Annotated in this window: 16 protein-coding genes and 1 tRNA gene; 11 read left to right on the forward strand and 6 right to left on the reverse strand. The window is 49.8% G+C overall.

Features of this window, described 5'->3' with window-relative positions; all coding sequences use genetic code 11:
• Positions 1–1212, reverse strand: coding sequence for a CRISPR-associated endonuclease Cas1 (gene cas1, locus AB1611_00610; protein MEW6378086.1), 1212 nt, complete (start codon positions 1210–1212; stop codon positions 1–3).
• Positions 1213–1577: 365 nt separating this feature from the next.
• Positions 1578–2390 (reverse strand): PEP-CTERM sorting domain-containing protein, encoded by an 813-nt coding sequence (locus tag AB1611_00615; protein MEW6378087.1) that lies wholly within the window; start codon positions 2388–2390, stop codon positions 1578–1580.
• Between the two features lie 1137 nt (positions 2391–3527).
• Here AB1611_00615 and AB1611_00620 point away from each other — a divergent pair.
• The 9 genes from AB1611_00620 to AB1611_00660 all read left to right on the forward strand — a co-directional run bounded on the left by AB1611_00620 (position 3528) and on the right by AB1611_00660 (position 13441).
• Positions 3528–4436 carry a biotin--[acetyl-CoA-carboxylase] ligase gene (locus tag AB1611_00620; protein ID MEW6378088.1) on the forward strand — a complete coding sequence of 303 codons (909 nt, stop codon included), beginning with the start codon at positions 3528–3530 and terminating at the stop codon, positions 4434–4436.
• A 73-nt stretch (positions 4437–4509) separates the two neighbouring features.
• On the forward strand, positions 4510–8205 hold the full coding sequence (locus AB1611_00625) for a pyruvate carboxylase (protein MEW6378089.1): 3696 nt from the start codon (positions 4510–4512) through the stop codon (positions 8203–8205).
• 82 nt (positions 8206–8287) lie between these two features.
• Positions 8288–8590, forward strand: a complete 303-nt coding sequence (locus AB1611_00630; protein MEW6378090.1) for a DUF4258 domain-containing protein — start codon at positions 8288–8290, stop codon at positions 8588–8590.
• Positions 8591–8593: 3 nt separating this feature from the next.
• The gene (locus AB1611_00635) at positions 8594–8842 is read left to right on the forward strand and encodes a YgiT-type zinc finger protein (protein MEW6378091.1); all 249 of its coding nucleotides are present in this window, start codon (positions 8594–8596) and stop codon (positions 8840–8842) included.
• A gap of 235 nt (positions 8843–9077) precedes the next feature.
• Positions 9078–9326, forward strand: a complete 249-nt coding sequence (locus AB1611_00640; GenBank protein MEW6378092.1) for a hypothetical protein — start codon at positions 9078–9080, stop codon at positions 9324–9326.
• A gap of 34 nt (positions 9327–9360) precedes the next feature.
• Positions 9361–11394, forward strand: a complete 2034-nt coding sequence (locus AB1611_00645) for a tetratricopeptide repeat protein (protein MEW6378093.1) — start codon at positions 9361–9363, stop codon at positions 11392–11394.
• 283 nt (positions 11395–11677) lie between these two features.
• Positions 11678–12058 (forward strand): HEPN domain-containing protein, encoded by a 381-nt coding sequence (locus AB1611_00650; GenBank protein MEW6378094.1) that lies wholly within the window; start codon positions 11678–11680, stop codon positions 12056–12058.
• A complete protein-coding gene (locus tag AB1611_00655) occupies positions 12037–12354 on the forward strand; it encodes a nucleotidyltransferase domain-containing protein (GenBank protein MEW6378095.1) in 318 nt (105 codons plus the stop codon). The genes AB1611_00650 and AB1611_00655 overlap by 22 nt, the downstream gene beginning before the upstream one ends.
• Before the next feature lie 19 nt (positions 12355–12373).
• Positions 12374–13441: a 2-dehydropantoate 2-reductase gene (locus AB1611_00660; protein ID MEW6378096.1), complete on the forward strand. Its 1068-nt coding sequence runs from the start codon at positions 12374–12376 to the stop codon at positions 13439–13441.
• 9 nt (positions 13442–13450) lie between these two features.
• Here the strand turns inward: AB1611_00660 and AB1611_00665 are convergent, their stop codons facing one another.
• Positions 13451–15574 carry a PBP1A family penicillin-binding protein gene (locus tag AB1611_00665; GenBank protein ID MEW6378097.1) on the reverse strand — a complete coding sequence of 708 codons (2124 nt, stop codon included), beginning with the start codon at positions 15572–15574 and terminating at the stop codon, positions 13451–13453.
• A 376-nt stretch (positions 15575–15950) separates the two neighbouring features.
• Here AB1611_00665 and AB1611_00670 point away from each other — a divergent pair.
• Positions 15951–16022 (forward strand) — tRNA-Gly (locus tag AB1611_00670).
• 268 nt (positions 16023–16290) lie between these two features.
• Here the strand turns inward: AB1611_00670 and larC are convergent.
• The 3 genes from larC to AB1611_00685 are packed head-to-tail and all read right to left on the reverse strand — an operon-like array spanning position 16291 to position 20341.
• A complete protein-coding gene (gene larC, locus AB1611_00675) occupies positions 16291–17508 on the reverse strand; it encodes a nickel pincer cofactor biosynthesis protein LarC (GenBank protein ID MEW6378098.1) in 1218 nt (405 codons plus the stop codon).
• A gap of 20 nt (positions 17509–17528) precedes the next feature.
• Positions 17529–18308 (reverse strand): nickel pincer cofactor biosynthesis protein LarB, encoded by a 780-nt coding sequence (gene larB, locus AB1611_00680; protein ID MEW6378099.1) that lies wholly within the window; start codon positions 18306–18308, stop codon positions 17529–17531.
• A 59-nt stretch (positions 18309–18367) separates the two neighbouring features.
• Positions 18368–20341, reverse strand: coding sequence for a hypothetical protein (locus AB1611_00685; protein ID MEW6378100.1), 1974 nt, complete (start codon positions 20339–20341; stop codon positions 18368–18370).
• A 140-nt stretch (positions 20342–20481) separates the two neighbouring features.
• On the opposite strand from AB1611_00685, the gene AB1611_00690 reads away from it, so the two are divergent.
• Positions 20482–20721 carry a hypothetical protein gene (locus AB1611_00690; protein ID MEW6378101.1) on the forward strand — a complete coding sequence of 80 codons (240 nt, stop codon included), beginning with the start codon at positions 20482–20484 and terminating at the stop codon, positions 20719–20721.
• Positions 20722–20761: the final 40 nt, after the last annotated feature.

Here is a 20761-nt window from a genome sequence, read left to right on the forward strand (position 1 = left end):
TCACCATTTGAAGCGGAAAGGCTTGTATTTGCCCTCCTCGCCTCTGAGAAAAGAGGCCAGATGCCGGGCCTGAATCTGGATAATCGATCTGATCTGATATTCCCGGTCCTCAGAGATCTGCGTCGATCCAAGCCGTTCCAGGATTTTTTGGCCGATGGACTCTCGTGTCTCCGGATCCAGGAGTCCATTGTGCACGCGGTTGATCTCTCCCAGATTCACCTGACTTATGATTGGCAGATCCACTACCGGCTGGCCGAATTCCTCAGCCAGGTCGAGCACGAGCGAGGACCTGCCCGGCTGGTCAACATGCAGAAAGCCTGCAAAGGGTTCAAGACCGGCCTGCAAAACCGCACCCCAGATTTGAGAATATAAAAGACCGTATCCGTAATTGAGCATCGAGCGGATGGCCTCCGCAGCCTGCTGGTGAACCCGGCCCAGGAATTCGAATTTCCGGTCGATAATTTTCCTGACGGCCTCCCAGTACATTCTGTTTCCCTCTTCTTCGACTTCCAGCAGTGCGGCCCGGATTTCATCGATGCTCTCTCCGGTGATCTTTTTGACCTTGCCTCTCAGCACTGTGATGGACCGGGCAGCTTCCTGTATCTTTTCCGCCCGCTGCGGGTCTTTTTGTTTGAGAGATTTATGGAAGAGGAGAACCAGTTTTTCCTGGTTATGGAACTTTCCCGACAGAATGGCTTTGCTCACTTCCACTCCCCGCTGGTCCTGAAAAGCCAGAATCTGTTCCCGCCGGATAAGGGTGGTGGATGTCAGCAGGGGAGAAGTAATCATGGCCAGGGGTCTTCCCGTAGAGCTCAGCAGGCTGAGCCGTATCCCACGCTGGCATAAATCTGCAATCAGGCCACTGGAAATGGAGATTCCCCTTGAAGAAATGATAACCTCATTCATATGGTGCAGAGGAAATTTATAGACTGTTTTCCCCTCCCTGCTCACGATCAGCCGTTCATTCTCCTGCTCAAGAAACACTCCGAACCCGGAGATGAGAAGTTGAGAGGAGTTTTTATTTTTGATCATCGAAAGTCCCTCATCGATGATCACCTCCTCCCCTTCGTCAGGCTCCCAATGAATTCCTATGGGAATTGGATCCGGGGTGCTGGTGAAAAGGGCCAATTGCCGGGGATGGTAAACCCTGGCCGGCCCGGGTGAATAGCCGGGATGCCCGGAGCAGACTTTCAGTCTAGCCTTGGCCTGCATAGCTTTTTCTCCCTCTCTCTCTTTATTTTTTGCTACTAGAGCCAATCTGATACGGATTCAGTTATTGGTGATGACAGATATCTTTTTTCTGCGCCTTTGATCACCTCATAAAACAATTATGGTAGACTTTTATTAATATACCATAATAATACATAAAAATAAACATTTTTTCCAATATGGAAAGAAAGAAAAAATCTCTTGAAGGTTATCTATCCAGGAGAGGATTCGGTAAGGTCTTACGGAAAAAGAATAATTTGATAATTTGTTCTCCAGATTCATCCACCTCATCATAAGACAGCCAGTAGCAATAAAAAAGGCAGAGTCATCCTGACTCTGCCTTTTAAAACTTTCAAATGAAATTTGGATCATCCTCTCCGAACCCTTTTCTTAATCCCACCAACACCGAGCAAGCCAAAGAAGCCAAAGCCAAAAAGAACTATGGTGGAGGGTTCGGGGATAGGACATGCAAAGCTATGCCCTTGAACTGTATAAGTTGTCCCATCCCACGTAAAGGAATGATCTACATTTACTATTTGTGGAAGTGACAGTGTGCCTTGTGTAGGATCATAAGTATACTCGCCTATCCATGACACTCTTACGGGATCGCCATTTGTTCTTATACATTCGCCACTTCCCTCAAAAGTGATACTACCAGGCCCATTGGGTGTTAATAATTGAGACCAAGGAGAAATGGAGACTATATCAATAGGTCCACCATATGTTCCCTCCCAATGAGAATTAACTTCAACTTGCCCTCCTCCTAAGTTCCTAACCTCATAAGTCATATTAGTTTGACTACCATCCTCGTAAAACAACGTCCTTGAGGCATTATAATTCCAGTCTGTAAGTTCATATAACAGTGTTGTATTAGCAGGTGCTAAAGGACACAGTCCAATTCCATTACAACATACTACACAGAGAAAAGAGCTTAATGACCATGCGGCTGGATGAAAATTTATAGGCGTAGTATTAAAAACAACAGAACCGTCTAAATAACCTGTATCTGTCTCAACGCTTCCTGCAAGAACTCCATCAAAAGGCATACCATTAAATATTCCATCTGTTACACCCGTCAATGTTATATTTGTAGCCTGAGCCCATGATCCATGTAACAAAAATATTGCTACCGACAAAATAAGTATAATTTTATAATACCCTTTCATATCAATTTCCTCCATTTTACCAATACCTCTCTCAAGATACATTAGGAATTGGAAATAAATGAGTCTATTGAAATTTACTATGATCTTGAGAATTTTCCAAATTGTGATTCAATGAAAACAATATGTTATGACTACCATTTGGGGAAAAATTCCTCAATTTTGGACTAAATAAACAGAGTCATAAATAAGTAAAGCGATTTTGGGATTTATTATCCCCCATGTCATTTAGTCAAAAGGACAGAAATGGGCTCCTTATTTATTTACGCTGTCTTAGCCATACTATAGAACTTCCCCGCCACTGGTTCCGGAACTGGAAGCGTTATAGAATTACTATTCACTACCGGACACTTTTTCTGTCATTCCCGCGAAAGCGGGAATCCATGCATGGTTGCAGCAAACCCCTGGATTCAAGCCTACGCGGGAATGACGTGAAATACCTGCACTTACAGACGCATACAGAGTCGGGAATAAAAAGTGTCCGGCAGTGAGAATTACTGTTGAATATATGCATTTTTTATTCCAGATAATAAGTTATTGATATTTAACAGAAATTATCTTACTGACAAAGCTAAAATATGTAGCTTTTAACTACAATTATGGTAATTATTTAAGTAGCTAATTAATCACATGATATTATTGATACTAAAAACAGGGTGATTGTAGTGATTTACTACACTTATAGCCATTTACTGATAAGATTATCAAAGATGCATGAAAAGGGCACAATACATGCCAGAGAAAAACATCTAAATTCTTATTGTGGTTGGTTGTAACCATGATCGGTAGAAAAATCAGGTCCCCCTTTTTTCTTCAGACAGACATCATGAGACGCCCGGAAATGGCTCGAAGTATGTGATATGATAATTTCCCCTTTATGGCCTGAAGGTCGAATAGATGTCAGCGTGCGACTGGTGAATTACCTCATCGATTTTTCCTTTGAAATAAGAGAGCAAGGATGCTCAATATTTTCCTTACTAAAACCGATGAGCGGCTATTTTTTCATGCGGGCCTGCCTGGAAGAACACAGTCACCCTGAAAAAATAATGCTGGCATTTTTTTCCAAAAATAGATTATACTCTGTGAAGGTATGGAAAGTTAATAAAATCAGCTATTGGTCAGTCGTCAATTTTCAACGGCAGGTACGTTCTCCTTATGGCAGGAATTCTCCTCTGGGGGACCGGCCTCTGCGGCAGAGCCGAAGAGACCAGTCCTGATCTACTGTCAAAAGCGGCCCCGCCAGGGGTAGTCGATATTTTGGAATTGTCGCCCTGGTTTGATCTTTCCATCGTCAGGGAGGGGCCGAAAAGCAGGTGCTGGGTATCGTCGCAGTGCCGGGAGGGTCCACCTCTGATCATTACCGGCAGTTGCTCTTCCAGTCTCGATCTGGCCTGGCACTTTCATCGGATGGGTATTCTTCCGGTCTGGGGTTCGGTTCTGTCTCACAGCCAATGGGCGGGAAGAGGGCAATTTGGCCGGGTATGGCTTTCTCCGCCGGGGAATATTTATGCTGCCTGGCGTCTGCCCAATCCTCCAAGGCCCTGGGCTGACATGCTTTCCCTGGTGGTGGGATACATGATTATCCGGGGCCTCATGAGCGAGGGGATTTCGGTCCGGCTCAAGTGGCCCAATGACCTTGTTATCGACAGGAAAAAGGTTGGCGGAATTCTGATTGAGGCTAAACGGGATGCGATTATTGCCGGTGTGGGCATTAACCTGGTTTCAAGCCCGGAGAAATTACAGCTCGATGACCCTTTGGCACTTCCACCCATCTCCCTGAAGGCAGCCGGGTATTCGGCCAGACTGCTTGATCTTTGGAACAGGCTGGTATTGATTGGCCAGTCCTGCTGCCATGAAACGATCTTCTCCGGCTCGCCAGAGCGGTTTATTTCGTATCTCCAGCCTCACCTCGCTTTTATGGGCGAAGAGGTCACCATCGACGACCATCGCGGCGCGGGGCTCTATCGGGCGGAAACTGTGGGGCTGGATCGCAGCGGCGGCCTCCTGATACGGGTATCGTCAGGCAGGGAAAGAGTAATCCATTCCGGAAAGATATATCCTTGAGAAGTGGTCAGCGGCCACTATCTTTTGACTCCTGAAAACTATGCTTAAATAGAAATAACGAGAGGAAAAACACATGAAAAAAGGGAAACCATTCGAGCAGGTACTTGAGAGCGTGCGGGGGAAAAGAATACTGGTTGCCAACCGGGGTATTCCGGCCCGGCGGATTGTGCGGTCCATCCGGGAGGTTTTCAATGCGATTCCGATCATGACAGCCACGGATGTGGATAAAACCGCACCCTTTACCTCCGGAGCCCAGGAGTTGCTTCTTCTGGGAGAAAACACCCGGGCTTATCTGGATATGGACCTGATCATCTCCCTGGCCAAGGCGCGGGGCATCTTTGCCATTCATCCCGGCTGGGGGTTTATGTCCGAGGACGACTCATTCCCTGCCAGGTGCGAGGAGGCGGGCATTGTCTTTATCGGCCCAAGCACTGAGGCCATGCGGCTTCTTGGCAATAAAGTGGAGGTCAGGGCTCTGGCCCGGAAGCTGGGGATCCCGGTTGTGCCGGGGTCTTTGGGTGCGGTCAGTGTGGATGAAGCCAGACGGGTGGCCAGAGAGCTTGGCTTTCCGATCATGCTCAAGGCCGAGGGCGGAGGCGGGGGCAGGGGCATTTACGAGATATTTGAAGAGGATCAACTGGAGAAGGCCTTTGGCAAGGCTTCGGCCCTTGCTCAGGCAACGTTCGGCAATCCCGGCCTGTATGTGGAGCGGCTCCTGACCAGTGTCCGCCACCTTGAAATTCAGGTCGCGGCTGACCGCTACGGGAATGTTTTTGCCTTTGACGAGCGCGACTGCACGGTTCAGCGAAAACATCAGAAGCTGGTGGAGATTACCCCTACACCCTGGCCCGGCATGACTCAGGACCTTCGCAACCAGCTGAAGCGCTATGCCGAGGACCTGGTCAGGGAGGTGGGCTACTATTCCCTGGCCACGGTGGAGTTTCTGGTTGATGGGCAGGGGAACCCCTACCTGATCGAAGTCAACACCCGGCTTCAGGTGGAACATGGCATTACCGAGTGCCGCTACGGCATTGATCTGGTGGAAGAGCAGATCGCCATTGCCCTGGGAGCCAGCCTGCGGTTTAATAAAAAGGACACCGTCCCCTTCAACCATGCCATGCAGGTGCGCGTCAACTGCGAGGACCCGCAGAGCAACTTCGCTCCCAATGCCGGGCTGATTACCCGCTACATCTCGCCCGGAGGTCAGGGGATACGGCTTGACTCCTGTGTTTCGTCAGGCTATGAATTCCCTTCGGAGTACGATTCGGCTGCCTCCCTGCTGATCGCCTACGGAAAGACCTGGACCAAGGTGCTGGGAATCATGGACCGGGCCCTTCGGGAATATACCATCAGCGGCCTGAAGACCACCATACCCTTCCATTTGCAGATTATTGACCATCCCCAGTTCAGGGCTGGTGATTTCGATACCAATTTCATTGCCAATACCCCCTCCCTCATGGATTACCAGGTGCATGAGCCCGAACCCCTGCGCCTGTCGCGGCTGGTGGCCGAGATTTCAGCCAGGGGCTACAACCCCTTTGTCCAACTAGGCGAATACCGGGGCAGGCAGGATAAGCGGCTGGGTAGATTTACGCCGGTTGTGCCGGAAAAAAATTTCGACCGCCACCAGCATACCTATCCCAGGGGAGACCGCACGGCCCTGCTGGATTATATCCGCGATTCCAGGCTGGTTCATTTCACCGATACCACGACCCGCGATGTCACCCAGTCAAACAGCGGAAACCGCTTCCGCCTGGCCGAAGACCAGCTCATCGGGCCATATCTTGACCATTGCGGCTTTTTCTCTCTGGAAAACGGCGGCGGAGCGCATTTTCATGTGGCCATGATGGCCAATATGACCTACCCCTTCCAGGAGGCCAGGGACTGGAACCGGTTTGCGCCCAATACCCCCAAGCAGATTCTGATCCGATCGACCAATGTGCTCGGCTACAAGCCCCAGCCCAAAAACCTGATGAGGCTGACCGGCGAGATGATCTGCGAGCACTACGATGTGATCCGCTGCTTTGATTTTCTAAACTATATCGACAGTATGGAGCCTTTTGCCGAGGTGGCCTTAAACTCCAGATCAAATATTTTCGAACCAGCCATATCCCTCTCCTGGGCTGCGGGGTTTGATGTACCCCACTACCTTGGCGTGGTGGAGAAAATAATCGATATGGTAACCAGGGTCAGCGGCACTGGCAGGAAGAAGGCCACCAGCCTTTTTATCCTGGGTCTGAAGGACATGGCCGGAGTCTGTCCGCCCCGGTTCATGAGGGAACTGGTCGGGGCCATCAGGAAACGCTATCCGGATCTGGTCATCCACTATCACCGGCACTACACCGATGGCCTGTTTATCCCGGCAACGGGGGCAGCGGTCGAGGCAGGAGCCCAGATCGTGGATACGGGCCTTGGTCCTGCTGTCCGATGGTATGGTCAAGGGGATGTTCTGGCTACCGCCGCCTTTGTCGAGGGCGAACTTGGCCTGGCCACCAACCTGAATAAAGAGATGATCCGAAGCTGCGGCTTCCTGCTGAAGCAGATCATGCCCTACTATGACCGGTATGCCGCCCCGTATTTTCAGGGGATCGATCATGACGCCGTATCACACGGCATGCCGGGGGGGGCCACATCCTCCTCGCAGGAGGGGGCGATGCAGCAGAATTACATTCACCTTCTGCCCTCCATGCTCCGTTTCCTGGCCGGAATCCGCACCATTGTCCGCTACCATGACGTAACTCCCGGCTCTCAGATCACCTGGAATACGGCCTTTCTGGCCGTGACCAGCGCCTTCAAGCGGGGCGGGGAGCAGGAAGTCCGGCATCTTCTCGCAGTGCTGGACAAGGTGGTCAACACTCCGGAGGGAGAAATGAGCGATGAGCTGAAAAAAGAGCGGCTGATGATTTACCGGGAGAGTAACGACGCTTTCCGTCAACTCCTGCTGGGGCAGTTTGGCCCGCTCCCTCTGGGTTTTCCGCCCGACTGGGTGTACGAGAGTGCCTTTGGCCCGGCATGGAAGGAAGCCGTAGCCGGGAGGACCGAAAAATCTCCCCTCGCTTCCCTGGAGGATGTGGATATCGAGGCCGAGCGCCAGGCACTCTCCTCCCACCTCAACCGCGGACCTTCGGAGGAAGAGCTGGTGATGTACCTGAACCATCCCGGCGATGCCTTAAAGACCATCCGGTTCCAGCAGCAGTTTGGCGATCCGAACCTGATACCCCTGGATGTGTGGTTCGAGGGCCTGACTCCCAAGCAGGAGATGTACTTCAACGACAGCGGCGGAAAACCCCACCTGATGACCATTGTCGATATCTCACGGCCCAATGACCAGGGCATGAGCCTGGTCCGCTATGTCCTTGACGGCGAATTCTTTACCTATCCGGTGAAAGTGGGCGAAGCAGTCAGGGGAAAGGCCGGATCCATCGAGATGGCGGACAAGAACAACCCCTGCCATGTGGCTTCACCCTGTAATGGCGACCTGTGGATCATGTATGTCAATGTCGGTGACATCGTCAAAAAGGGTGAGGAGCTTTTCAATATCACCATCATGAAGCAGGAAAAGGCGGTCCTCTCCCCGATGGACGGAACCGTCAAGCGGATTCTCAAGTTTGCCAACTACAAGGAAGACAAGAAGATGGTGCCGGTCAAGGAAGGAGAGCTGATCGTGGAGCTTGGCCCCATCGGCAGGATCTGCGGCAAATGCTCGTCTCCTGTTTCCGGTGAAGGATTTAACTTCTGCCCCAACTGCGGAGGGAAGCTGGCTGAGTGAAGAGGGGAATTGGATGGGGAAGTTCATATTTTCGGCTTTATTTCCGCCACTACCATAGCTGGGAGTCCAATGGATGGTCGAAGTGCTCGACGGGATTATCAGGAAAATACGAGAAGGCCTGTATGAGTATTCACAGCATGCAGTAGATCAAAGTATTGTACGGATGATTTCAAATCATGAGGTACGGGAAGCTATTTTTCATGGTAAAATAATAGAGGATTATCCAGACGATAAGTATGGTCCAAGTTGCCTTATCTTTGGCAAGACTACCAAAGGGCGTCCGATTCATGTTCAATGCAGTTATCCATCTCGTCCGCTTATCAAGATAATAACTGTTTACGAACCGAATCCCGCCTTATGGATCAATTGGGAGATCAGGAGGTAAAACATGAAATGCGACCTTTGCGGAGGGCCATTAGAAGATCGAACAATCTCTTATGCAATCGAGTATGAGGGACATTTGCATATCATTGAACATGTGCCAGTTAAGGAGTGTTTGCAGTGTGGTGAGAGACTGTACTCTCCTCAAACTGTTGAAAAAATCCAAAACGCTATCTGGCATGGTCAGAAACCGGACAAAGTTATTGAAACACCAGTCATTGACTATGCATCTATTGATATGAATACGGATCTGTAAAAAACTTGGGTTAGACAACCAAATGTCAATACATAGACATTAACTTACTGGATACAGAATAAGCCGCCGCAGGAGGATACCGCATGAAATGGACAAGCCAGGCGGAAGATGCCGTATCGAGAATTCCCTTTTTTATTCGCAAGCATCGAAGAAGAGGCCCTTCGTTGCGGTGTCCGGGAGGTCAGCCTCAGTCACGTTCAGATTCAGACATGCCAAAAAAAGGTTTATTGATAGTATGGAGCAGGAGGTTAAGGGATATCGAATCGAGACCTGCTTTGGTTCATCGGGATGTCCCAACCAGGCAGTACCAGGCTCAGGCTTAGTCCAGAGAGTGGAAGCCCGCCTTTCCGGCAGGAATCTGAGAGATTTTCTGAAAACCCGGGTTAGCGGGCCTTTAAAGATCCACCACGAATTTGTGGTTTCTCTATCTGATTGCCCCAATGCCTGCTCACGGCCGCAAATCGTGGATTTAGGGCTTATCTAAGGAATATAGAACCGGGGTAGGTTATAGGTTTAGTATGTTTAATGATGTCTTATGGACTCTCGATAATGAAATGGACGATAGGCGCTTTGAGCGGCTGTGTACAGATTTACTAGCCCGTGAGGGCTATAAAGATATAGTACCTATTGGTGGCGTTCGTGACCGGGGCCGAGATGCTGAAGTTCGCCTATGGAAGGGGATAAAGGCAACTGGTGGAGTAACCTTTTTTCAATATTCTCTTGAAAAAAGGTGGGAAGTTAAGGTGAACCGAGAGCTTAAAAAGGTGAAAGAGAATGGCCATATAATTCATTTTTATGTTTTTGTGACTAGCCAAAAGGTAACAGGCGAAAAAAGAGACAAACTTGCAGAGATAACTGCAACCACATATGAATGGCAGTTGCTCATTTACGACCGTGAATGGTTACGCCATCGACTTGAAGAAGTGCATCCTGATCTAGCTGCAAAATACCTTGGCATCACAAATGTAATGGGACAAAAATATCCTGCATCAAAACTAAAGACAACAATATCACAAGGCAAAAAAAACGAAAAGGCTTGGCAGCTTTATCTACAGAAAGAATATGAAGCCGCTGTAGTAGAGTTCAACGGGTTACTAAAGAAAAATGATCAAGATGCTATAACCTGGCATGCATTGGCTGAGTGTCAGTATGCACTCTTCCGCTATAATGATGCTCTTATTAGTATAAACCATTCAATTTCCTTAAAAGAGGATAATGAGCATAGCCTAGCATTAAAAGCTTGCATTCTGACAGAATATGGGATTCAAAAGAGGGAAAAAGCCCATCTTTTGTTAGCCAAGGACATATTTAAAAAAATAGCTGAAAAAAGTAACCATTGGTCTGCCCATTATAATTATGCGAATACCTTGCATGCATTAGGTGATTATGAGGGTGCAAAACAGGAACTCCTCATTGCTCTTGACTGTAATTCACAACAACCGGAGATATGGACAAATTTAGGTACAACTTATTCTCATCTACAAGACCATAAGAAAGAAATCGATTGTTACAATAAGGCCCTTGCTATTAATAAAAACCTTTTCCAGGCATTAGTGAGTAAAGGGATAACCTTGCTAAGGGTGTTTGGAAAGGCAGAAGAGTCTATTCAGCTTTTAAGACACGCCATAGAGTCTGATGAAATCGCAGCAGTAAATTGGATCCATATCTGGTATTGGTTAGGTAGAGCTTACTATGAATCAAATGACTTACAAAAAGCATTACGGGAAGTCAATGCAGGTTTGGCAATTGCACCTCATCATGATGGACTTCTTCGTTTAAAATCCTTGATCCTATCACAATTATGGAGAAAAGACTCTCACTTCATCAATGAAGCATTGTCATTTTTCGAATTCCGTGTTGCTTTATCAGACATGGACTATGACAGCTTTGCAGAACTCGTGAGACTATATAATGCTAAGGGCCAAGATGAGGTGGTTTGGAGCCTACTGGAAAAATATATTAATCGATATAAAAAGGGGTTCCTAAAATATATAAAGTTCATGGGACATAGCTTAGAAGAATATCTTATTGGTTTAAGATATCTTTCTGCTTATGAGAGATTTAGATTAATCTGTTCTATTCAAGAGTACATAAAGTTACTAAACCTCCATACAATCTCACCTGATGATGATTTTAAGGACGCGTTATTTATCGTCTGTTCCATTCCATTTGGTCTTGCATGTAATACCCTTGCAAAAATTCCACAAAACCAGCGAAATAGAGTAACAATAAAAGAAGTACAATCCATTATTTTTAACCTGTTAAAATCTTCTCTTCCAAAAGTTAGTATAAAGTTATTACAATCAGTTAGAGTTGATGTTATAGAGCAACTATCAGAAAAATTATCTCAAATTCTTTTTATTTGGTCTGATATAGCACTTTTAGAGTCAAGTAGACAAATTGGATATATTGGAGGAATTTTTGGAATATCCGCAAAGGAATTAGACGATTCAATAGTAGGAACAGATGAGGATCTCGGTAATTGGTACAAGGATGTTTTGATTGAAACTTTATCCGAAATCAACAAGCAATTAAAAATTTTTAAGGAGTAAAGTTTTTGATATAAGTATCTCCTTAATATAACCGAACACAAAGACAACTCAATGCAACAATGAATAACAAATTAATACCATTTCGACATTCAACCGCAGCATAAGTAGAGAATTCAGGAGCCAGGAGTCAGAATTCAGAATAAAGTGCTGTAGCGCTGTAGGGTGGGACTTTTTGCCCCACCAAAATGGTTAATCTTCCCCCTGTTGCTACGCTAGCTCCTTTGGCCAGTTTATGCTCAGTTTCAGATGAGAAATGGTATAAGATCAAGCAAAAGAAAAAATCATGAATAAAGAACCCCAAGAGTGGCTAAAACAAGCTGATTATGATCTGGACACAGCAGAACTTATGTTTGATGGAGGCCGATTTTTCTATGCGGTCTTTATGTGTCATTTATCTATGGAAAAGGCATTAAAGGGGCTCTATCAGGAGAAATTGAAAGAAATACCACCAAAGGTGCATAACCTTATCTACCTGCTGAATAAGATCGGTATTAAGCCATCGGAGGATATTGGAAGATTCCTCATAAAACTTAATGAAGCTAATATTGTTACCAGATATCCCGAAGATATCGATAAGCTTCAAAAAGACTTCACACAACCAGTTGTAAAGGATATACTTGCAACGAGCAAGGTGGTTTTGAGATGGATAAAAACACAGTTTTAGAGATTATATCCCGTTTTATCGAAGTTATTGAGTCTAAAGGTATAAGGGTGAATAAGTTAGTGCTTTTTGGATCTTACGCCAGGGGAACGTACCGGGAAGGAAGCGATATTGATATCGCCGTTATATCCGAAGACTTTGCAGGTAAAGATTATTGGGAAAGAATAGAAATCCTCTCTGATGCTATTTATGATATATTCGAACCTATCGAAGCTATTGCTGTCACCCCTGATGAATGGGAAAGGAAAGAATCGCTGGTTATTGAGTATGCTCAAGATGGTGAAGTAGTTTGTAAGTGAATGGTGAATAGCTCGGCCATTGAACATCCTTTGTGGACATCAGAAAAAAGAGCTTGAGATCAGAAAAAAGCACGAGGTCAAGGTGAAATATTTGGTAGTGGGTACAGGAGCTCTGGGAAGCATCTTCGGCGGATTTCTTCACCTTGGCGGCCAGGATGTAGGGTTTCTGGGAAGAGGGGCTCATTTTGAAGAGATCCGGCGGCAGGGGTTATTCATGAGCGGGATCTGGGGGGAGCATAAGGCAGAGGGGCTGAAAACCTTTTCCTCACCGCAGGAAGTTCCCTCTCCCTGTTCAGTCATACTCCTGTGTGTCAAGTCCTTTGACACCACTGAGGCCGTACGGCAGGTCGTCCCCCTGCTTGATGAAGAGGGCCTGGTTATCTCATTGCAGAATGGCCTTGGCAATGTGGAAAAAATCGCTGCCGAAGTAACCGAAAAGCGCACGCTCGGCGGAAGAGTCATCTTCGGAGCTGAGATTCCCCGGCCCGGCGAGGCCAAAGTAACCGTATGTGCTGACAGGGTCTTATTGGGACCTCCGGGACCGGGAGCAGCTTCAGAACCCGGAGCGGCTTCAGAACCGGGAGCAGATATAGAGAAGATCGGTCAGATTGTCGATGATTTCCAAAGGGCGAATATCCCGACCGGGATGGTTGATAATATCTTTCCCTATATCTGGGCCAAAGTTTTATATAATTGCGCGCTCAATCCGCTGGCAGCATTGCTTCGGGTAACTTACGGGGAATTAGGGGAAAATCAGGAAACACGGGACATCATGAAAGAAATCGTGAGCGAGATCTACCGGGTGGCGGATTGCCAGGGGATTATCCTGCCCCAGAGAACCGCCGAAGAATACTTCGATCACCTCATCAATAACCTCATACCGGCCACAGCCTCACACCATGCCTCCATGCTTCAGGACCTGAACAGGGGGAAAAAGACCGAAATCGATGCCTTAAACGGTGCCATCAGCCGGATGTCATCATCGCTGGGCCTGTCATCGCCTGCTAACCAGCTCATCACCCGGCTGATCCACTTTTCCGAGTCCCGGACTGCCGGGCAAGAGAATTTCCCAGGCGAGAATTCATAAAACAAAGGGTTAATCGATAAAATTCAGATAAAAGTCGTCCTCTTTTATTTTGACCTTCATTTTGACCGGGCTGTATTTTTTCGGCTCAGTCCCTTTCCTGAAAACCTCCAGGAACTTGGTGGGCAGATGATCGTGCGCCAGGAGGCCGGTTTCGGGATCGATAAAGACAAATGATAATCCGCCTGGCACCCTGAAGTTCGGGACTTTTTCCTGCCTGCTCAGAACCTGGCCCATGAATTTTGTCCAGATCGGACAGGCGGCCAGGGCCCCCGTTTCATGCGGTCCCAGGCTTTGGTTATTATCCAGCCCCACCCAGACTCCGGCCACAAGGTCAGGGGAGTAGCCGATAAACCAGGCATCCGAAGCCCGATCGGTAGTTCCAGTCTTTCCAGCCAGCGGATAGGGCAGTGCTCTGGCTGGATATCCTGTCCCCCGCCGTATCGCCCCCTGCAGCATGCTGGTTACGATGTAAGCAGTCTGAGGTGAGATGACTCTGCTTCTTCGGGTCATATTCTCCTCCAGAACCTTCCCGTCCCGGTCAGTCACCCGGCGGATGAATACGGGATTCACCCGGATACCCTCATTTGCCAGGATACCATAGGCTGAAGTCAATTCCAGAAGAGACACCTCACAGGTACCAAGGGCTGTAGACAGGACATGGGCTACCGGACTGGTAACACCCATCTTGTGGATAAAGGAGATGACCGTATCGATTCCCAGTTTATAGGCCAGTTTTACCGTCACGATGTTTCGTGATTCCTCCAGGGCAGTACGCAGGGTAGTCGGGCCGTAAAACCGTCTGGTGAAGTTTTCCGGCTTCCACCGTTTTTCTCCGCTCTGTAAGACGAAGGGAGAATCAATGATAATATCCGCTGGCGTAAACCCGCTCTCAATGGCCGCTGTATAGATGAGCGGTTTTATGGCTGAGCCCGCCTGCCGCATGGCCTGTGTGGCCCGGTTAAATTTACTGCGGAAGAAGTCCCTCCCTCCGACCATGCTCTTCACAAAGCCGGTCCGGGGATCGATAGCCACCAGGCCCGCCTCGGTGGATTGCGCCCCCCGCCTTTGCAGGCCGCTCATTTCCCTGCGCATGTCGATAGCCTCAAGCCCGGCGGCCACGGCCTGTTCGGCAGCCCGCTGCATATCTCTGTCCAGGGTGGTATAAACCTGGAGTCCGCCCCGGTACAGCAGGTTGGCACCATACTTTTCCTCAAGATGCTGACGAATATATTCGATGAAATGCGGAGCAAGTTCTTCTTTTTGCTTCGCGGGGATACGCAGCGGGGACGAGATGGCTGCGCCGAATTGCTCTTTCGAGATACATTCCGCATCCAGCATTCTTCGCAGGACATGGTTTCTTCTCTCCAGGGCCAGATAAAAATCGCTCTGAGGGGAATAGCGGTTCGGTGAGCCGGCCAATCCGGCAATCATGGCGCATTCCGGAAGGCTCAACTCTCTGACACTTTTACCGAATATGGCCCTGGCTGCCGACTCCACGCCATAGGCCCCATTGCCCAGATATATCTGGTTCAGATACAGTTCCAGAATTTCATTCTTGGTATACCGCTGCTCGATCTGCATGGCCAAAATAGCCTCCTTGATCTTTCGGGACAGGTTTCTGTCAGATGTCAGAAACAGCACTTTGGCCAACTGCTGGGTGATGGTGCTCCCTCCCTCTTTAATCTTTCCTGCCCTGAAATTAACATAAAATGCCCGCAAAATACCTGTCAGGGCAATGCCATGATGGGAGTAAAAATGTTCATCTTCCACTGCCAGAAATGCCTTGATGAGCTCTTCGGGCATCTCGGACAGGGGAGTGAACATCCGCTGCTGCTGGTAGAGCTGGCCGATGAGCTTGTCATCATGGGAATAAATCAGGGTGGAGACAGGAGGAAAATATTCTTCCAGCCACTCGAGCTGGGGAAGCTGGGAAAGATAGGCCGTGACCAGCCCGGCGGTCACTCCTCCGAGGATGAAGAAAAAGATCAGGGAGCACAGGATCAGCCGCTTCGGTAATTCTATCGCGCTTATTCGATAAACGGTTGTGCGCTTGAAAAAATCCCACTCGTATTGAATGCCATTCCAGGTGCGCCTGCATCTTCGCCTGCACCTGTCCCAAATTGATTTCACCATGTACTCTCTATGCTCCGCGATGTTACTCCGCGTATGCTCCGTATGTATTCCGCAGTGAAGGCACCTGTTCCCTCTTGATGAGGGCGACTGTTCTCCATCGCCCCTTTGGGGAGAGGGTTGGGGTGAGGGGCTCTTTTGGTAAGTAGCCTAAAGTAAAGTAAGTGACATCGCCCTTAAGGTGGAAGGCCGGGCAGGGATGAATCAAAGAATTACCCTCCTTTGGATATACTACCAATTTTGGGAGCCCCTACCTCACCAAGACTGCCTATACACTATCGTATCGTCCTATCGGACGGTAGCATCATACCATTGTTTCCGGGTTTTAACAATTTTATTGACATCCGCCTGTTTTGCTGGGTATAATGCAGTCTGAAAAGCGGGCATAACTCAGCGGTAGAGTACAAGCTTCCCAAGCTTGGAGTCGCGGGTTCAAATCCCGTTGCCCGCTCTTGTTTATCCTCTTGCAGAAAAAAGAGAAAAAAGGTCAGCGCTGAGTTCACATCACCGGAAACCCACCCACGAGTCGCCACAAGCCTCACTTCTCTTCCTTACGAATTATGTGGCTAACTCCGGGCGGGGGTAAAGTGAGAAACTCGATCCTCAGTACGGAGATCGCCTCAGTCCCCTGCCCAGGGAATGTGATTGCCCTTTTGGGTGGTGGATATTGGAACCGTAATTGATGATAACCTTAAGGCTATGGCGGGCGGGACGGCCAGTCATTCCCCGCCCGGCATTGCCTGCAAAGCCTGCAGCGCCGCCTGGTAAATTTCCTTCAAGGGCCGGTGGCTTTTCACAGCAATTTGCCGGCAGTCCTCGTATTCCGGCGAAGCGGTGACAACCTTTCCGTTGAGTTTGCCAGTCTTGACCCTGACAGGCCCGAAGGGCGTGATCACGGAGACGACCTGGCGGGGCAGGGTTTTTCTCCAGCTATCCTTGATGCGGATACCCAGGGTGGAGGTTTCCTGAAAAATGATCGAGCACAGCTCATCGATCACAGGTGGGGTGGTAAGCACGCTGAGGCGGGTGGCTGGACGGTTTTTTTTCATGGCCAGGGGGATAAGCGAGACATCGAGGGCTCCGGCTGAGAACAGGCGGTGGATGAGATAATCGTATATTTCCGGGTTCATGTCATCGATATCGGTCTCCAGCATCGATACTTGCTCCAGGTGCCAGTCAGGGACGGTGGTTCCCATGATTACCCGCAGGAAATTCGGTATTTGCTCAATCTCCCGGGTTCCGGCACCATAGCCTGTCTTTTGGATGCAGAGGGAAGGCAGCGGTCCGAAACCTGAAGCCAGATGGGAAATGATGGCCGCACCAGTCGGGGTGACCAGTTCATGAGGGATGCCGGTCGAGTATACCGGCACATCGGTAAGAAGCTCCAGGGTGGCCGGACCGGGGACGGGGATGGTGCCGTGCTCGGTTTGAACAAAGCCGGTCCCCAGGTTCAGGGGAGAGGAGAAAATTTTGTCAATGCCAAGGGCCTTGACTCCCATGACCGCACCGACGATATCGACCACCGAGTCCAGATAGCCAAGCTCGTGAAAGTGAATTTCGTCGATGCTCTTGCCGTGAGCTTTGGCTTCAGCCCGGGCAATGGCGGTAAAAATCCGGATGCTGAGGCTTCGGATATCCTCGGAAAGCGGACTTTGTTCCAGGAGGCTGACAAAATCCCGCAGGGTCCTTCGGTGATGATGGGAGGAACCGGATTCAGATTTAGACTCAGGTTCAGGTTCGGGAATGCAGACCTTGATGAGGGTGCCGCTCAGGGCTCCCCGGACCGTGGGCTGCGGTTCCAGGACCAGTCCCCTGAGGGAGGAGATTGACTGTAATTGTCCGGTCAGCCAATGAATGTCCAGCCCTAATTCTGTGAGCGCGCCTAAAATCATATCACCGCTGATACCGGAATAGCAGTCAAAATAGAGGACTTTCAACTTTCTGTCTCCTCTGTAGACTACTGTCCAGGCAATTCCGGACTGCCGTCCGGCGCATCGAGGGTATTGATGAGATGGGCGATGCATCCGGCAGAATAGCCATTATCGATATTGACCACAGCCACGCCGCCGACACAACTGTTGAGCATGGACAGGAGGGCTGCCACACCGCCGAAACTTGCCCCATAGCCGATGCTGGTAGGCACGGCAATGACCGGCTTATTGACCAGGCCGCCGACCACACTGGCCAGAGCCCCCTCCATCCCGGCCACGACCACGATGACTCTGGCCTCATCGAGAAGGTGCTGATGGTCAAGCAGCCGGTGGATGCCCGCCACGCCAACATCAAAGAGATTGGTTACCCTGCTGCCGTGGACCCGGGCTGTAATGGCTGCCTCCTGGGCAATGGGGATATCGGCGGTTCCGGCAGACAGGACCATGACCTGCCCTTTTGGGGGCAGCGGCTCCTTCTGGACAACGATCATCCGGCCCTGCGGGTAAAACAGGGCATCGGAAGCGATCGCTTTGATGGCTTCGTAGATCTGCGGATCAGCTTTAGTGGCCAGGAGTGTCGATCCAGCGGCAATGATTCTTTGGGCAATGTGGACGATCTGCTCCAGGGTCTTGCCAGGGCAGAAAACCGCCTCCGGAAACCCCCGGCGCAGGTGCCGGTGGTGGTCAAGCTTGGCAAAGACCAGGTCCTCGTACGGGAGGTTCTTCAGCTCTCCAAGGGCCTCATCAAGGTTAATATCCCCCTTTTGCAGGGATTCCAATATGCTTCGGATTCGTGCCGGGTTCATGAGGGATTTTAGCCATATTCAGGTGAGTTTGTCAACCGCAAAACTGGAAGCTCGCTCTTTCATTGTTCCTGACTCCGGGGGACCTGCGGTTGGTCCTCGCCGGTATAGACAAGGAGGGTTCCGCTGAGAGTGCCAAAGTAAATATTGCCATCCTGCCCCTCAGTCAAAGAGCAGACTTTGCCGGTCGATTGGAACATTCTCGGATTAGCTTCGGGCCTGTCCTGTGATCTGTCATAGGGATTCGCGGTCCAGGGATCCTGAGGGTTGTAGCGGATGAAATAGCCGCTTACCGCAGAACCCAGGTAGATAGTGCCGTTGTCAGCGCAGATCATATCCAGCACTTCGGTACTGCCACCAAGAAACCCTTTCGAATCGAATGAATCGGAGTTGGGATCATAACTGAAAATCCTGTTCATGTCACCGGTCCCGGCAGCATATACCAGGCCGTCTTTCCCGATAGTGAGCCCCAGGGCTCCCTCATCGGCTGGCTTGGGATCGATTATGGTGAAGGATTTGTCAGCAGGGTCAAAGGAAAATATCTTGCCTGCCGGTCGCTTATAGGCATTGACCGGAGCTGGCAGTACGAGGCCGTAGAGGATCCCGTCGGCAGCAATGGCCAGGCAGTCGATACTGTTCTGGTTCGAAACCGGCTGGCCAAGATACTCGAATTTTTCTGTCGCGGGATCGTAGGAAAAAAGACAGGCATAAGATTCTCCCGGCGCTGCATATTGCCATCCCGTACAGCCATAGATCTTCCCGTCCTGGGCTGTAACCAGATCCTTGATCATAATCGGTCTTCCCCGTGCATCCCCGGCGAAGGAAATCACCCGGCCAAAATCACGGGGATTGGACTCCGGGCTGCTGCCCGGGTTCCATTCCCCGGCAGGGTCATAAATGGCAAAATTGGCATATCCTGCTGTTTCGCCCGTTGAAATGAGCCTGTTTCCTCCGCCGATATAAATCAGGCCATTGGTTCCGGTGGTCATGGCCGCGCATTCGTAGTCCAGAGTGCCAAGGTCAGTGATTGTATCGGCGGCGGGATCATAAACAAACATACGCGCTCCCCGCGGGGAGCTGATATTCGTCCCACCGTAAATGCGGCCATCCGGCCCGCCCGTCAGGGAGAGAATCCGGCTGGCTTCCGTGTCGGGCTTTCCCAACTCCCTGATTGCTTCGGTATCGGGTTTTGGATCGGGTTTACTGACCGGTACCGGCACCGTGAGTTTGAACGTTCCCCGCTCTGCCTCCCGGCCAAGATCATCGGTAATGATATAACTTCCTTCAACCTCGAAAGAACCGGCGAAAGCGCAAGAAACACCACGAGGACAGAGCAAGTTTTCGGCTTCTCCACTCAACTCGGCCGTGTGGCCTGACGGGAATTCAGCGGTAAAGGAGATCGGGGCCTTGCCAAGAGCCGGAGTGTACTGAAACCGGGTAACGGTCCCCCGGTCAAGGAGCAGAGGAGAATCTTTAATCTCAATGACTTGCCGGTCATTATCGGCATCGAGGATCAGTGCTCCTTTTCCTGGCGCGCTACCTTCCGCACCGGATGTCGTCTGCTGGCTTTGCCATTCTCCCTCCAGCCTGTCAGGAGCAGGGGCGGGCTTTTCCCCGACCTGTGGCCATTGCGGAAGCGGCACGACAGTAGTCACTGGAATAACAGGTGTAACGGGGAGTGACCATTGCCATCGGGGAAGAGTTATCACCGGTAAAGAGTATGCGGGAGTAAGAGAAAACCCGGAAGAGAAAGCGGGGGCTCTCCAGGTGTAAGCGGTGGAGTTTCCCCATGCTCTCGACCATGATCCTGAAAATGGAGAAAATAATCCTGCGCTGGAGTAATTGCCGGCAAGCGGATTCAAGGAGAAAACTGGAGAACCAAAAGAAAATCCGCTGCCAGGATACCCCCATTGCGATAATGCTGCGGAGGCATTGGTCAAACTGATCAAGACCACGATCAAACCCGTGGTTAACCAGGATTTCAATGCGTTTGCTTTCTTACTATTTAATTTCCCTGTTTCATTGTCCGGTATCATTCCCTCACCCTCTCCTTAACCCATTTTTGAAGATTAATCAGTCAATTAAGCCCGATTAGACCTACAACGCATTATTTGTACCATTTACAATAGTTGCAAGGTTCTAACCGGCTTTCCGTGTCAGACGGGAACTTTCTTCATTGGTTACGCAACCTCACTACCAGAGCCGGAGCTCTTTCATTCCTGCTCAAGATCATACGGGAATCGCTCAGTTATCAGTGATCAGAAAAAAACTCATAGCCGCTAACCAACGGCTGGCAGCTTCTTTTTATCAACTGGGCGGTAGGGAAAAGGGCCTGAAAGGTACGAGAAATTATCGGCAGTCAGGTTTTACCTGCGCGATGCGCTTCCTGGAAGTCAGCAGCAGCAGCCCAGGGTAAAAGTGATCTGAACAGAACAGCACCGGCGCAGAAAGGAGAT

The sequence above is a fragment of the bacterium genome (genome assembly GCA_040755755.1).
Classification (GTDB): domain Bacteria; phylum SZUA-182; class SZUA-182; order DTGQ01; family DTGQ01; genus DTGQ01.